Genomic DNA, 14130 nt, shown 5'->3' with positions numbered 1-14130 from the left:
AATCCGATGTTGAGCCCACCAGCAATATCCACACATGAGGGATGTAATGGGAAGAGACAGATGCAGCCGTCCAGCATCGAGATTCTCGATAACTGATCAAAAGGTTTGAGTCCGACTATTCGAAGAACGAAGACGGTCACTACTTTACACGCCGCGTCCATCGAGTACGCATGCACCTCTCCGAGTACGACCACACACCCGGAGCGCACTGTGGCTCCGCGTCGCTTCGAAACCTCTCGGACTTCTACCAGTGGGGCTTCGACGAATCGCTCTGTTTCGGTCTCGGTTCCGGACTCGGCTTCGGATACTACGAGCGCGGCCCGGCGAGCCGTCTCATCATGGGGCGAAACGGGCAGTTGGAGACGGGGTTCTTCGAGACGCTCGGCATCGACTACCGGGAGGACAGCGAACGGCAGTGGGGTGCGGCGTGGAGCGACGTTCGTGAGTATCTCGCGGACGACGTTCCGGTGATGCTGTTCGTGGACCTCTACTACCTCGATTACTTCGAAACGAACACGCACTTCGGCCCGCACATCCTCCTCTGCGTCGGCACCGACGGCGACGACGTGCTCCTGTCCGACAGCGAATTCGAGACGACACAGCGATTGCCCGCCTCCCACCTTCGGGAGGCGTGGGACTCCGACCACGGCTTCGGCCCGCTCGACAACCGATGGCTCGTCGTGACCGATCCGACCATCGAAACCGACCTCGCGACCGCGAGTCGGGACGCGGTTCGACGGACGGCAGACCTCATGCTCTCGGCGGAGGACGGCGGCTGGCACTCGCAAGGTATCGACGGAATTCGCCGGTTCGCGGCGGACCTCCCCTCGTGGACCGCGTTGGAGGATTCGGGCTGGTGCGCCCGGTTCGCCTACCAGAACATCGAACGGCGGGGAACGGGCGGTGGCGCGTTCCGCCGATTGTACGCCGATTTCCTCGACCACGTTGCATCCGACCTCGAACTCGAAGGAGAGATTCCCGACCGCTTCCACGCCGTCGCGGACGATTGGACCGGCCTCGGCGACACGCTCAAAGAGGCGAGCGAAGTCGAAGGGGAAAAACAGGGAGCGCTGTTCGAGGACGCCAGCGAGCAGGCGGCGGCGCTCGCGGACCGCGAAGAACGACTGTTCACGCGGCTTCGAGAAGAACTCTAAGACGGCATCCGACCCAATCGCAAATCCCGGTCGCCGACAGGAATTCCCGATTTCGATTCCCAATTTCCGATTTCCGATTCACTCCGACGGCGCGACGGCACACGCGTCGCCCGCGGACGCGCCGGTCGCCCGAACGATGCTCCAGAGGAGCAACAGCACGCTCGCGGCGAAGAACGTGGACCCGACCGGCGACGACGGTATCATGAACGACCAGTAGACGGGCGTCACGGCGGTCCCGAACAGGACGCTGAGGGCACCGTAGAACGCGGGCGCACAGCAACAGCACGCGGTCGCGCCGGAGGCGGCGAGCGAGCCGGAGAACAGCGGCGTGGCGGAAACCGACTCCGAACCGGACCACTGTTGTGTCACGATGGCCGCGTTCAGGCCGGTCAAACCGCCCAGAATGGCCATCAAGAGGAACGAGCCGACGGAGAGATAGCCGGTGAACGGAATCGACGGGAAGTACCACTCCACGGCGGGCCAGACGACGAGCGGACTGGCGACATTGTAAGGGATGATGAACGCGCTCGTCGGCGCGTTGATCCCGGAGTCCGGTTTGATACTCATCGTTCCGGCCGAGAACGCGAAGAAGACGCACATCAACAACCCCGCGACGATGCCGACGAGCTTCGGCGTCGTCTGAAGACGGATGCTCTGGAGGACGCCGCGCGCGTCGGTCCAAACGATGTACGCGATGATCGCCGGAAGCGAGAGCACGAGCAGGTACCCGAGCGGGTTGTAATACCCCTGTCCCGGCATGACGGTCGGGTAGAGTATCCACCCCGCCAACACCATGCAAAGCAGGGCGTACTGCGGTTTCGTCGGGTACCTCGTGAGCACGAGGAGAAAGCCGCCCACGGCGAGGAGGCCGCCGATGAACAGGCTCAGAACCGGATAGATGGCGATGAGCTGCGGTGCCGTCTGACCGACGATTTGGGTTTCGACGAGACCGATACCGCCGAAGACCGCGGTGACGGCACTCGCCGTCAGAAGGACGCCAGCGAGCGGTATCGAGAGGAGTTCGCGCCGAATCGCCGCGGCGACCCCGGCCATCACGCAGATACCTCCGACGAAGAAGGAGAAGAGAATCCAGTGGGGCGTTGCCGCGTGCGTCGTCCCGGTGTGTGCCGCAACCGGAGAGGCCGCGATTTCCAACCCGATGATCAGGAAAAGGAGGTTCCGGAGAGTTCGCTCGACGTTCATGGTATGGTTCGGCGTTCTGACTGTCGTGCAGCCGAGAATGCGCTCGGCCGTCGCTTTCGTTTCATGTGCGTCTCCGTCCAGTACGGTGTCGGTTATCGGTGGCGTTGAAAGTAGGTTCTGGTGTGAACATCGAAAGAGGTGTCGATACGGGAGGAAAGGTCGGGACTCAGGGGAAAAAGTCGGAACCCGGGGGAGAGAGGAGGTCGGGACTCGGGACGGGAGAGGGGGAAATTCTCCCGCTTCGACGGACGAACCGGTCACGGCCTATTCGGCGAGAAGGCTATCGACGAGTCGGGTGAACCGGTCGATGAACCGGTCCGGAATCGACGGCGCGATTTGCTTCAGGAGCGTTCGCGTCCGGTCAGGGCGATTCACCACGAGCGTCACGCGGTTTTGGCCGTCGCGTTCCTTGACGATGACTTCCTGTTCGACGAGCCGACTCAGGTGCCACTCCAGCGTGCTCCGGGCGATTCCGAGGTCGTCGGCGACCGTTTGCGGGTCGGTCGGCTCGTGTTCGAGAACGTACCCGATGATGTCGCGCGACGTTTCCCGGCGGAACAGCGCGAGGAGACGCCGTTCCCACGGGTCGAACGACGGCGAGTAGTAGTGCGTTCGGCCGTACAGTTTCTCTTCGACGATGGAATCGTCGTCGAGTAACCGGTGGACGTGATACTGAATTTGACCGGGAGCGAAATCGACCGACCGCACGAGTTCGTTGAAGTGAATGCCGGGATTCCGCCGGATCTGAAGCTCGATTCGGGTACGTGTTTCCGTCATGTGTAGCTGTGGTTCCGTGTCGCCGTTCCTACCCGTTTCTCAGGTGACGAGACTTCTAAACCTCACGATATTCTCGCGTGCTGTCGCGGTAAGCGCCTCGAAAAATGGGTCCTCACGGAGCGGGCGGGCGGCGCGGTCGGAAAGAAGTCGGCGAAATCACTGTTCGAACCCGTTCGGGAAGTCGGTGTCTACTCGTTCGTCGTCGGCGTCTTCGCGTCGAGGACGGTCCTCGGACCCGGCGGATTCCATCCGAGCGAAGACCACGGCTGCGATGAGCAACAGCGCCGTGGCGAAATCGAGCGCGTGCTCTATCAGGTGATGTGTCGCCCCGGGGACGAATCCGAAGGCGGTGAGTCCGCCCATGAACGCCTTCGCCGCGAGCATCCCGAGCGCGAGCGACACGAACAGGTAGGGCCGGGAGCGGCGCTGTGAAAAGGCGAACACGCTGGCGCTGGCCAACACGCTCGATGCGATGCCGCCGAGAACGATGAAGACGAACGTCACGTCCGTCGTGGTACTACCGAGGTGCAAGGGCGTGGCGGGGTCGGCGAGACCACCGCTCGTCGAACGAGCGAGCGCTCGCATCCACGGGGTGCCAAAGACGAGGGTCGGGATACCGAGATTCATACGGAGTCAGCGGCGTTACGTGGCGAGTTTGCTTCGATTGTGTATAAACCCTGCCACGACCGTCGTCGCGTTCGAAGCGTTACTCATCGTCGGTGCCACCGGGTCGCGTTCGACTTTTCCGTCCGCGCGCGTCGAATCGGAACCGAACGACGTCGATGACGAGCGGCGTCGATTACGTGTGGGCGAGCGGGAGCGGTGAGTGAGACGGTCGGGACGGACGAGACTGTCGGGTGTGCCATTGGCGGATATCGCCACGGGTCGGAAAAGGACGTTCTGGTGCGAGCTTCGAATGCGGGTCCTCGGGAGCCGTAGCATCCGGTTTCGACTCTAATCGATTCGACGCGGCGAGTCACCGCTGCGTTTTCGAGACGCGCGTTGGAGCGATGGCGCCGCTGGACCGCTCCGCGCCAAACGAACGAAATGGGGCGAAAACGGCGCGTACCGCTCCGAGACCGGGATTCGAGGACCCTACCAGACCGTATTTGGGGAACGACTAGGTAGAACGGACAATGACGAAGCTTCGACCCGCGGCGTCGCGGCGGGCGGTCCTCGTAGGTGCTGGAACGACGGGAGCCGCCCTCCTCGCCGGGTGTCTCGGGAGCGGAAACGGGAAATCGGTGGAGCCGATAGCGCTGACGGGGACGAAACAGTGTGAGACCTGCGGGATGGTTCTTGAGCAACATCCCGGCCCGAAAGCGCAGTTCTTCTATCGGGACGAGGGACCCGAGCACGACGGTCCCGCGTGGTTCTGCAGCGCGTGGGAGGGATTTCAGTACGATATGCGAGCGAGCGACCGCGACTGGACGCGACGGGAGGGGTTCATCACGGACTATTCGGCCGTGGACTACGAGGTGTTCTCCGACGGCGGCGACCAATTCATCTCCTCGCATCTCCAAGAAGAGTCGTTCTCGCCCGTCAGCGAACTGGTCTACGTCGTCGGGAGCGACGTCGTTGGCGCGATGGGCGACGACCTGTTACCGTTCGGCGAGCGCGCGGACGCCGACGCGTTCGCGGACGAGTACGGCGGTGACGTCATCGACTATGACGCGGTGACGCCGCGGCTCATCGGCCAAATCGGTCGCTAACGGCTGAACGGTGTGGCGGGGCGCTACCAAACCCGACGGATGGCGACGGCGAGCAAAACTGCTGCCCACGCGAGAAGCGCCACGGTCGGAAAGAGGGGAGGAATCGTCGTCACGCCGCTCGTCGTCGCACCGATGACGGTCGTCATCACGAGCGCGCGATACGCGCTGGCCGGACCGAGCGCGAGGGCGGCCGCGAGCGTTCGCTCCCCGAGCATCCCCTCCGCGAGTCCGCTGAGCACGAACAGGTCGAAGCCAAGTGAGAGCGTCACGACCGAGATGACGGCGACGACGACGCCCGTGCGAACCGAACGAGCGGTCGCGGAGACGGCGATACCGCCCACGAGGTTCACGATACCGTAGAGGAGCGTCAGCGAAACGAACCGGACGTAGAGAACGGGTGAATCGGCACCGCTCGTCGTGGCGAACAGGTATTCGGCGGGTTCCGGCCGAAGGAACGCTATCGCGCCGACGAGCGCGAGCGGCACGGTGAGGAGCACGACCAGCGCGCACAGTCGCGCCGCCACGACGCCGACGACGTAGGCCGCCCGCGGGAGCGGAAACGTCCGCAGTACGGCGAGTTCGCCGCTGATTCGGTCGTCGAGCACGGCGCGGTAGCCGAGCGCGAACGCGACCACCGGGACCAACACCTCGACGTAGGTCAGGAGGTCGATTATCATGGGCACGTACCCGACCGTGACGCCGCCGCCCAGAAGCGTGAGTCCGACGACGGCGACGGCGAATCCGCCCGCCAACCCGAGATAGGCGCGGCTTCGTCGGATGGTCGTCAGTTCGCGGCGGAAGACCGGCCCCGCAGCGCGGAGTCCGAGGCCGCGGTCGGCGCGCGTCGGCCGTTGCGTGGCCGTCGCCGTCTCGTCGCTCATGCGTCCCCTCCGGCGCTTCGAACCGCGACGTGACCTTCGTGGTCCGCAACGAGGTCGTCGAACAGCGTGCGGAGCGACCCCTCGTCGTCGGTGACGCTCTCGATACGCCCGCTCGTCGCAACCTCCCCGCGTCGGAGCGCCACCACGTGGTCAGAGCGTTCCGCCACGAGTTCGAGGTCGTGCGAACTCAACAGGACGGCCGTCCCGTCCGCCGCGACCCGGTTCGCGATATCGAAGACGCGCTCGCTCATGGACGGGTCGAGGCCGCTGGTCGGTTCGTCGAGGACGACGAGCGGCGGCGAGCCGAGGAGCGCCGTGGCGATTCCGAGTAACCGCGTCATGCCGCCGGAGAGGTTCGACGCGCGTCGGTCGCGGGCGGATTCCAGTCCGACGCGAGCGAGCGTCGATGTCACGTCGTCCTCGCCGACGATGGCGGCGTACGCCGCGACCGTCTCCTCGACCGTCAGTTGACCCCGGAACGAGGGCGTCTGTGGAAGGTAGCCGATTGCCCGTCCCCGGTTCTCGGGACGCGTAATGTCCCCTTCGGTCGGTTCGATGAGGCCGGAGAGGGTGCGAAGCAGCGTCGTCTTCCCGGACCCGTTCGGCCCGATGAGCGCGGTTACGGTTCCCGTCGGCACCGTGAGGGAAACGCCGGACAACACGGCGACGTCCCCGAAGCGTTTCGTGACGTCGGCAGCGGTGACCGCGGAGCGTTCCGTGGATTCGCGGGGTCCCGCATCGTCGGTCGCGGACTGTTCGACAGCGTTCGGAAGGTCGGGGTGCGTCGTCGTCATGAGTCGTATGCAATCGCGGTTCGGTTGGCTGAGTCGTGCGCAACCGCGGTTCGGTCGGCGAACTGTTCCGCGCGGGAAATCCGGTCGGGGTTGGTCGGGTGCGAGAGCGGACGACGGTCCACCACGCCGTCGGTGCGCATCCCGGGCACGGTTCCGCGGAGGAACCGCGTCAGTCGATACCCCGGCGACTCCGCCACCACGCGAACGGCAGGCATCGTGGCGAGTCGCCGTCCGACCGGGTCCGTCGGTGAAAACGAGCGGTCGAGGCGGTCCCCCGCGGTTCTGCCGGGCGCGCCGCTCCAGTAGTTACCGACGCCATCGTACGTCCAGACGTGCAACGTGCTGTACGTCGAGGCCGCGTGGCGCTCGTTTGAGACGAAATCGTTGTTCGAAACCGAGTTCGACGCGAGGAGGTCGGTCGCTTGTGCGCCGATTCGGTTTCCGTAGACGACGTTCTCCTCGTAAATCGAGTGGCTGGTCGTCACCTCGAAACCGTACGTGTTGTTCGCCACGATGTTGCGCGCGACGTAGGCCCGACTTCCGGCGACTGAAATTCCGATGTCGGCTCCCGCCACCCTGTTATCGACGACCGTGGTGTTCGTCGGTTTCGTCATCACGCTGATTCCCGAGCGTCGCTGGTCGCGCATGGTGTTGTTCGCCACGAGCGTCCCGGAGGTGTACATCAGGTGAACGCCGATGCGTCCCCCGGTCATCGTGTTGTTCCTGACGACGAGTCCGTCCGCGCGATGGGTGGCAACGCTGTCGCGGCCGTCGAGAAACCGCGAGTTCTGGACGACCCCGTTCGAGTACATCCACATGACGCCCATGCCGCCCTCGTACCGGTCGTCGCTCCCGTGAAGCGTGAGGTTCGTGACGACGGCATCGGTGCTGTTCGTGACAAAAACGCCGGTATCCGGCGTCGTGACCGTCACGTCGGCGATCAGCGTTGCGTCGGCGTCGTCAACTCGCATGGCCGCGCTGCTGTCCGCGTAGGCGTTTTTCACCCACGAATCCCATCCGCGATCGCTGCCGACCCACCCGGACGAGTCGGACCCGGCCCCGGACTCGGTTCCGGTGATGGAGAGTCCGACGACCGCGGCGCGGTCAGCACGAACGGTAACGACACCCGTCGAGTCGTTACCGCGGACTGTCGCACCCGGCGCCCCTCGGAGCGTGACGGGTTTGCGGATGGTCACGTTCCCCTCGTAGGTGCCGGGGGGAACGAACACCGTCGTGTTGGCGGGCGCTCGGTCGATTGCCGCGGCGATTGTCGGCGCGTCGCGGCCGACGACGACGGACGTCGGCCGGTCCCGATAGCCCGCCGTCGCTCGCACGTCCCGGTCCGCTCCGGCGCGCTTGGACGACGCGTCCGCTCCCGCGCGGCGGTCATCCGCCGTCCCGACCGTCTCGACGGCGGTCTCCCACCGAACGACGCGACCGCCGTGGGCCGACGCGAACCGTTCCGCGTCGGTTCGGTCGCTGAACGCGGGGACGGCCGGTCCGGCCATCGTCCTGCCGTCGCTGTCGCGGACGAAGAACGCCCGGTCGGCGCGAACCCAGTCGGGAGTGCCGTCGTGCGCGAGATAGCCGTCCTCGGTCGTGCGAAGCGAAACCGTCGAGAGGTCGCTCACGTAGACGGCGATGGGCGTCCCGTACCGCTGTGTCGTCTCCGGAAGCTGCGATACTCGCGCGTACGCCGAGACGCCGTAGTATCCCAGCACGTACCGATAGCCCGAGTAGAAGACCTCGACCTGCGGCACCAATAGGTCCCGCTCGCGGCTCTCCTCGATGGCGGTCGACGAGAGACCGGCCGAGACCGTTTCGTGGAACGCCACCGGTTCGGGTGTCGCCGTCGTATCGGCGGCGAACGAGCCGACCCCGATGGCGGTCGTTGCGATGATGAGCACGACACCGAGCGCCGTCACACGTCGAAACACATCGATACTTCCCAGGCGACCAGTATAGCGTGACTGGTACACATCTCGAACCGCGCGACCGCCACCAGTGGTCCGTACGGTCGGAGAATACAGTCGAGCGCGATGCATCTGTCGAGTGATATCGCGTACGTGCCGTTTTCAGCGTCCATTCCGGCTGATTCGCCCACCGTACCAGAATGACCTAATAAATATACTGGGACCCTTACTCCATGGGACGAAAGGACCAGTCAGGAACCGAAGGAAAATTCGACCGTCGGACAGTGCTGAAAACGGGTGCGCTCGGCGCGGGAATCGCTCTCGCGGGGTGTCTCGGCGGCGGACCGGGCGATGACGGCGGCGAGACGGTCGCGGCGACGATGAGTCAAACGGGTACGACGAACGACGGGGAGACTCGAACGGAGGACGGAACGGAAACGGAGGAAGGAGAGTCGGAACGAGACGACGAGACGACGGATGGTGAAACGTCCCACGGGGACACCGCCGAGGGAACCCCCGAAACGCCCGCGAAGGACGAGAAATGCGCCGTCTGTAACATGAAAGTCGCGATGTATCCGAAGTACAACGCGCAGTTGCAGCGGACGGACGGCGAGCGCGTCCACTTCTGTTCGACGGGGTGTTTGGTCGCCTACGTCGAAAAGCCGAGTCAGTTCGACGACGACGCGTCCCCCGATGACATCGGGACGAAGTGGGTTCACGACCACGAGTCGAAAGAACTCGTCAGTGTCGCCGACGAGTACTTCGTTCTCGAAATGAACGCCGAGCACGTCGACGACCCGATGATGAAAAACCCGCTCGCGTTTTCGACCGAGAGCGCCGCGAAAGCGTACGTCGAGGGGTACGACGACCTCTCGACGGACGACATCGTTCGGTTCGATGCGTTCACCCTCGAAACCGCGAAACAGTATCGAGGTCGATTCTTCTAGCGAGACGAACCGTTTGCAAGAACGTCGGTGATTTTCGTGAATAGTCTTGTGCAGTCATCTGTTTACTCTGCACGTCCGCTCGACGACCGTGGCCGGACAATCACGGACTAGTTGCGATAGTCGCGCGGACAGTTCGGCGAGAAGAACCGTCAGTTACCGTCGTACCGTCGCACCGGGCATCAGCCACCGTCGTACCGGGCGTAGAGCGTACACCACGCGTCGGGTTCGATATCCCCTTTGACGACGGCGCACGCGCCGAGGTCGTCGCCGTTCTTGTCGGGGACGTAGTGAATGCAGTTTGCACAGGTCGCGGTTCCTTGTGCGGCGTGGTAGTTGACGCCGCCCTTCGACCGGAGCGCGTCCGGGTTCCGAGCGGTTCCGCCCTGCGCCGTCGCGGTTCGATACGGTTTCGGAACGGGGTCGGCCGGTTCGTCGCCGGACGGGCCGCCGAGACAGCCCGCGAGCGCTACCGCGGGGGAGGCCCCGAGCCCTCGAAGCAGTCGCCGTCGAGAGAGACGAGTCGAACGGTCCATACGGCGATAACCGGGTGGACGGTAAATCGGCGTTCTGGTGCATCCTCGAATTCGAGACCCGCGCCGGTCGGCGGAGAGTTCACCGACGTGCGTTTGAAACCTATTTGGTGGATTTCCGGTCGCATTGTGAAATCGATGAGGTGTTCGACAGGGGTAATTCACACGCCGTCGGCCTTCTCGACTCGCTGTCGAGCGAGTTTGACGACGCCCCGATAGAGGTCCCGGTGGACCGCCTCGTCGAATCCGAGGAGGTCCCGGACCACAAGCCGGTCGAGTTCGAGTCGGTCGGGAGCGACGCGCTCGAACGATACCGATTCCGGGTCGGAGGTTCCCAGTTCGTCGAAGATGGACGCGATGGGACGGGCACCGAGTTGCTCGAACCGCGTCGCGATATCGGCTTTCAACTGGTCATCAACGGCATTCGGGCGCGGAATCGGCGTCCTTCTGTGGTCGTCGGTCGCGATGTCCAGCGCGCCCTGCCCCAGATTCACGCGGCCGTTTACCTCCGCGGCGAGCGCGCCGTACGTCGAATTGAGCAGTCCCGCGACGAACCGCCGGTTCCGTTCGCCGCCGGGAACTTCGATTCCGTGAAGGCGGTTGTCGATCCACGTTTGATGGGTCGGAAACCAGTAGGCGTGGCGGAGGTCGATACTCTTCATCGGGAGTACGTCCCCGCGCTGGAGGTCCTCGGTGAGGTCGTACCACCCGACACCACGGCTCGAAACCGAGGACGGGAACGGCGTGCGTTTGCGTCCGATATCGTCCCGGCTCGGGTCGTACTCCTCGCCCCAGCGGACGTACTCGGCGACGTCCCCGTCCAGTTCGTCCCGCAGCTCGTCGATGCGGAGGACGTATCGGAGCCCCCGACCCGGTTCGAGCGATTCGGGGTCGAAAATCGGCGTCTCGAACGATTTCGACGTTTTCAACACGAGGTTCGGCTCCCATCCGTCCGCCGTCGCGTGCATCCAGTACGACCGCGGTATCTCCAGTTCCGTCGCGTAGCCGCCGTCGGGCCACTCGCCGGTGGCCGTCAGAACGAGGGAGTCCCCCTCCGGACGCGCGTCGTAGTAGTCGCTGGGGAGGTAGAAAAACTGGTTCGCGCCGGTTCGGGTCCCCCGCTGGACGGCACAACGGGAGCCGAGCGGGACCAGTTCAGGGTCCGCATTGCCCACGATATCGAAGAAGACCGTCGGCGCTCTGGTGTATTTTCCCCACTTGCCCGAACGGTAGTCCCCCCGCGGTCGCACCCACCCGTCGGCCTCGTCGGTGGTCGTACTCGCACTGCCGAGCCGCCACAGCGCGGATTCGGGAACGCCGATGGACCGCCACCCGTCACCGGTTTTGATCGTCAGCCGTTCGTCGTGGAAGGGGAGAGAAGAACCAGTTCCCGACCCGACGAGGACGGATTCGAGGGTATCCCCGGAGACGAATCGGTCGTACTCCGTGTACGCCGCCACGAACTCGACGGCGTTCGACAATCGGCCGGAGGAATTCCGATTTACGACGGAGAGAACGGTGTTGACGTCCGCCTCTTCGAACGTCCGCCGGGCGCGGCTCTCGAAGAGATAGCGGACGTCACCCTCGGAGAGCAGGAATTCCTGTAATCGAACGCCGTAATCGACGTCCAACCACGCGTTCGAGGTGACGAACGACAGCGTGCCACCCTCCCGAAGCACGTCCATCGAGCGGAAATAGAAGTACAGGTACAGGTCACTCGTCTTGTACGGCGCGATGTCGAACCGCCGTTCGACGAACTCGCCGAGCGCTCGTTTGTACGCCGACTTCGACTCGCGGGACGCATCGGTGCGGAACGCATCGGTAGCGGTGGTCGTGGTGGCAGGGGACATGGTGGCGGTCGTCGCGTCGGGACCGAACTGGTGGAGGTTCGGTGGGGAGATGTTTTCGTGGCGAACGTATGGCGGGTTGCCGATGACGATATCGAACCCGCCGGTCGTCATCACGGCCGGGAAATCGAGTTCCCAGACGAACCCGTCTCCGTCGTCCGACTCGACCCGCTCCCGAAGCCGTTCGATTCCGTCGAGCGTGGCGGTCGCGCTCGTCGAGGACGCCGACTGCCGGTCGGTGGCCCGCTCCAGGGCGGCGAGGACTAGATTCGTTCGCTGTGCTTCGACGAGCGTCGGGTCGTCGAGTTCTCCCTCGAAAAATCGGGTCTTTCGGTCCACTAACTCGCGGCGTTCCCGCTCGAGTTCCCCTCCCGTATCGTCCCCTTCATCGGCGCAGTGACGGAGTTGCTCGAAGGGAAGGTGCTCGTCAGCGCTGGCGTTCTGGACCAGCGTGTCGCCGACCAGCAGGTCGAACGAGAGGTCGGGAAAGAGAGAGTGCACATCGGGACAGGGAGCGCCATGATGGGTATCGCCGGGATGAGTCTCGGCGGAATGAGTAGCTCCATGATGGCTATCGGCGGAACGAGTAGCGTCGGGATGGGTATCGTCTGGGCAACCGTCTTCGGATCGGAGCAACGAGAGCCAGAGACGCATCTCCGCGACGTGAATCGCCCACGGTTTGATATCGACGCCGGAGACGTTCTCGGAGAGGACTCGCTTTTTCAACCCGTACGCCCCATCGTAGCCGAGTTTTCGGTAGAGTTCGGTGAGAATCTCCGTCATCCCGATGAGGAACGCACCCCCGCCACACGCGGGATCCACGATGTCGAGCGAGCGCAGGACGGACTCCAATTCATCGGTCGGTTCGGCGGGTTCGGGGTTCCAATCGAGGGGGTCGCCGAAGACGAACTCGACCAGACGCCGTTCGGCGTCCGCCTCATCGATGTCGAGTCGGTCGCGGAACTGTTCGTACAGCGCCGTCCGGCACAGCAGGTCCACCTCGGTACGTGGCGTGTAGAAGATACCCGCCTCGTCGCGTTCCCGCTCGGCGATGAACGATTCGTAAATCGTCCCCAGTATCCGGGGAGAGACCGCGACGTCGATGTCGTCCGGTCGCTCCTCGGCGAGCGTGAAGGGATACTCCTCGAAGAAGTCACGGATGACGGAGCGCAAGGTGGCATCCGAGAGGAAAGCGCCCTCCGTCTCGACGACATCCGACCGGAAGAGTCCGCCATCGAGTTCCGGACGTTCGGAAAGAGCGTCGGCGACCGGACCGCGGAACGTCAAGGAGTTGGGGAACGGCGCGGAGTCGGGAAGTGCCGAGGAGTCGGAAAGTACCGTCGAATCCGATACTGCGGTATCATTGGAAGCTGTCGTATCGGCGGGCGTCCCGTCGGGTTGATGAACGCGACCGAAGAGCGCGGAAAGCCATTTTTCGTGGAAGCAGTCCACATCGTCGGAGCGTTCGTACTGCCGGAGGAACCACGGGAGGAAGTCCGTTCGCCCGCCGAGTCGCCCCGTTTTTTGCAGGAAATAGAAAAACGACAGCCGATTCAGCGTGAGGTGCGCACCCTGGTCGGCCGCGGTCTCCGACACTCCCTTCTCCCGGAGTTCGGTGCGAAGGGTATCGAACACCTCCGTGTACTCCTCGTAGAACCGCTTCGTGACCGGCTCGAGACGGAAGGCGTCGTGAATTCGGTCGGCGAGACCGCTCTCGGTCGCGTTCAGTCCCGCCAGCGCGCTGGCGACGGTTCGGTGCGTTTCGCCCGCTCCGAGGACGTACCGCCGGAGAACGGGTCGGCCGGTGGTGATGTCACCGATTCCGTCCTCGTACGGCGTCACGAGATGCCAAACGTCGGCGTCCGGAGCGTGGAAAACGGCCACGAAGGAACCGCTACCGCCCCACGCTTCCGAACGGTTGGAATCGGCGAGGTCACGGACGACGCTTCGCTCGGCGGTCCGCGTGAGTTCCTCCAGTTCCACGTAGACCACCCGAAACGACCCGGCTTTCGCAAGCACGCGAGCGGCCATCGTCCGCGATGCACTCGACCATTCGCTGACCGGAAGGTCCTGCCACGGAGTATCGCCGAGCGACGAGGGCGTCGCTTCGAAGTCGAGTAGCTGCACGAAGAGGGTCCGAAAGAACCGAGTCGCTGCCTCCTCGGTCGGACGGGATTCCTGCTCGAACGTTCCGAGCGATAGCCCGTCGTCGAGGTGGCGACGAACGACCTGCGTTCGGTCGTCACACATGTTCGACGGGAAAGACGAGAAGTGTTGAGCCGTCGATACCGGTTCGCATACGGAACCATGGTGTTCCGCCTTGCTTAAATTTTACAAACGAGCCTCGGGCTATCCACAGAGGGAAGGGTGGA

The 14130-nt window shown here is 64.2% G+C and carries 11 protein-coding genes; 3 read left to right on the top strand and 8 right to left on the bottom strand.

Annotated features, from left to right (window positions below; translation table 11 throughout):
• The first annotated feature begins 170 nt into the window (after positions 1 to 170).
• Positions 171 to 1154 carry a BtrH N-terminal domain-containing protein gene (locus tag B208_RS0118185; protein WP_018129040.1) on the top strand — a complete coding sequence of 328 codons (984 nt, stop codon included), beginning with the start codon at positions 171 to 173 and terminating at the stop codon, positions 1152 to 1154.
• A 78-nt stretch (positions 1155 to 1232) separates the two neighbouring features.
• Here B208_RS0118185 and B208_RS0118180 read toward each other — a convergent pair whose 3' ends face one another.
• The 3 genes from B208_RS0118180 to B208_RS0118170 all read right to left on the bottom strand — a co-directional run bounded on the left by B208_RS0118180 (position 1233) and on the right by B208_RS0118170 (position 3761).
• Complete coding sequence (locus B208_RS0118180) at positions 1233 to 2357, bottom strand: hypothetical protein (protein WP_007981141.1); 1125 nt, start codon at positions 2355 to 2357, stop codon at positions 1233 to 1235.
• A gap of 264 nt (positions 2358 to 2621) precedes the next feature.
• A complete protein-coding gene (locus B208_RS0118175) occupies positions 2622 to 3134 on the bottom strand; it encodes a winged helix-turn-helix transcriptional regulator (RefSeq protein ID WP_007981140.1) in 513 nt (170 codons plus the stop codon).
• Positions 3135 to 3290: 156 nt separating this feature from the next.
• Positions 3291 to 3761, bottom strand: a complete 471-nt coding sequence (locus B208_RS0118170; protein WP_007981139.1) for a DUF7471 family protein — start codon at positions 3759 to 3761, stop codon at positions 3291 to 3293.
• 509 nt (positions 3762 to 4270) lie between these two features.
• On the opposite strand from B208_RS0118170, the gene B208_RS0118160 reads away from it, so the two are divergent.
• The gene (locus tag B208_RS0118160; RefSeq protein WP_007981137.1) at positions 4271 to 4846 is read left to right on the top strand and encodes a nitrous oxide reductase accessory protein NosL; all 576 of its coding nucleotides are present in this window, start codon (positions 4271 to 4273) and stop codon (positions 4844 to 4846) included.
• Positions 4847 to 4869: 23 nt separating this feature from the next.
• Here the strand turns inward: B208_RS0118160 and B208_RS0118155 are convergent, their stop codons facing one another.
• The 3 genes from B208_RS0118155 to B208_RS0118145 are packed head-to-tail and all read right to left on the bottom strand — an operon-like array spanning position 4870 to position 8458.
• Positions 4870 to 5727, bottom strand: coding sequence for an ABC transporter permease (locus B208_RS0118155; protein WP_007981136.1), 858 nt, complete (start codon positions 5725 to 5727; stop codon positions 4870 to 4872).
• Positions 5724 to 6521 (bottom strand): ABC transporter ATP-binding protein, encoded by a 798-nt coding sequence (locus B208_RS0118150; RefSeq protein WP_007981135.1) that lies wholly within the window; start codon positions 6519 to 6521, stop codon positions 5724 to 5726. The genes B208_RS0118155 and B208_RS0118150 overlap by 4 nt, the downstream gene beginning before the upstream one ends.
• A complete protein-coding gene (locus B208_RS0118145) occupies positions 6518 to 8458 on the bottom strand; it encodes a NosD domain-containing protein (RefSeq protein WP_232423860.1) in 1941 nt (646 codons plus the stop codon). The genes B208_RS0118150 and B208_RS0118145 overlap by 4 nt, the downstream gene beginning before the upstream one ends.
• Before the next feature lie 209 nt (positions 8459 to 8667).
• Here B208_RS0118145 and B208_RS0118135 point away from each other — a divergent pair, with 209 nt between their 5' ends.
• Positions 8668 to 9381: a nitrous oxide reductase accessory protein NosL gene (locus B208_RS0118135; RefSeq protein ID WP_232423859.1), complete on the top strand. Its 714-nt coding sequence runs from the start codon at positions 8668 to 8670 to the stop codon at positions 9379 to 9381.
• 179 nt (positions 9382 to 9560) lie between these two features.
• Here the strand turns inward: B208_RS0118135 and B208_RS0118130 are convergent, their stop codons facing one another.
• Entirely contained in the window at positions 9561 to 9914 is a 354-nt protein-coding gene (locus tag B208_RS0118130; protein ID WP_007981130.1) for a high-potential iron-sulfur protein, read from the bottom strand.
• Positions 9915 to 10072: 158 nt separating this feature from the next.
• Positions 10073 to 14008, bottom strand: a complete 3936-nt coding sequence (locus B208_RS0118125; protein WP_018129038.1) for an Eco57I restriction-modification methylase domain-containing protein — start codon at positions 14006 to 14008, stop codon at positions 10073 to 10075.
• Positions 14009 to 14130 lie beyond the last annotated feature (122 nt).

The sequence above is a fragment of the Haladaptatus paucihalophilus DX253 genome (assembly GCF_000376445.1).
GTDB lineage: Archaea > Halobacteriota > Halobacteria > Halobacteriales > Haladaptataceae > Haladaptatus > Haladaptatus paucihalophilus.
Note: the sequence above shows the minus strand (reverse complement) of the source record. Positions and strands in the feature narration are given on the sequence as shown.

What these genes read in the sequence shown, in the direction of transcription:
- B208_RS0118185 (WP_018129040.1), top strand. Translation starts at nt 171, where the DNA reads ATGCACCTCTCCGAGTACGACCACACACCCGGAGCGCACTGTGGCTCC.
- B208_RS0118135 (WP_232423859.1), top strand. Translation starts at nt 8,668, where the DNA reads ATGGGACGAAAGGACCAGTCAGGAACCGAAGGAAAATTCGACCGTCGG.
- B208_RS0118130 (WP_007981130.1), bottom strand. Translation starts at nt 9,914, where the DNA reads ATGGACCGTTCGACTCGTCTCTCTCGACGGCGACTGCTTCGAGGGCTC.
- B208_RS0118180 (WP_007981141.1), bottom strand. Translation starts at nt 2,357, where the DNA reads ATGAACGTCGAGCGAACTCTCCGGAACCTCCTTTTCCTGATCATCGGG.
- B208_RS0118155 (WP_007981136.1), bottom strand. Translation starts at nt 5,727, where the DNA reads ATGAGCGACGAGACGGCGACGGCCACGCAACGGCCGACGCGCGCCGAC.
- B208_RS0118160 (WP_007981137.1), top strand. Translation starts at nt 4,271, where the DNA reads ATGACGAAGCTTCGACCCGCGGCGTCGCGGCGGGCGGTCCTCGTAGGT.
- B208_RS0118150 (WP_007981135.1), bottom strand. Translation starts at nt 6,521, where the DNA reads ATGACGACGACGCACCCCGACCTTCCGAACGCTGTCGAACAGTCCGCG.
- B208_RS0118170 (WP_007981139.1), bottom strand. Translation starts at nt 3,761, where the DNA reads ATGAATCTCGGTATCCCGACCCTCGTCTTTGGCACCCCGTGGATGCGA.
- B208_RS0118125 (WP_018129038.1), bottom strand. Translation starts at nt 14,008, where the DNA reads ATGTGTGACGACCGAACGCAGGTCGTTCGTCGCCACCTCGACGACGGG.
- B208_RS0118175 (WP_007981140.1), bottom strand. Translation starts at nt 3,134, where the DNA reads ATGACGGAAACACGTACCCGAATCGAGCTTCAGATCCGGCGGAATCCC.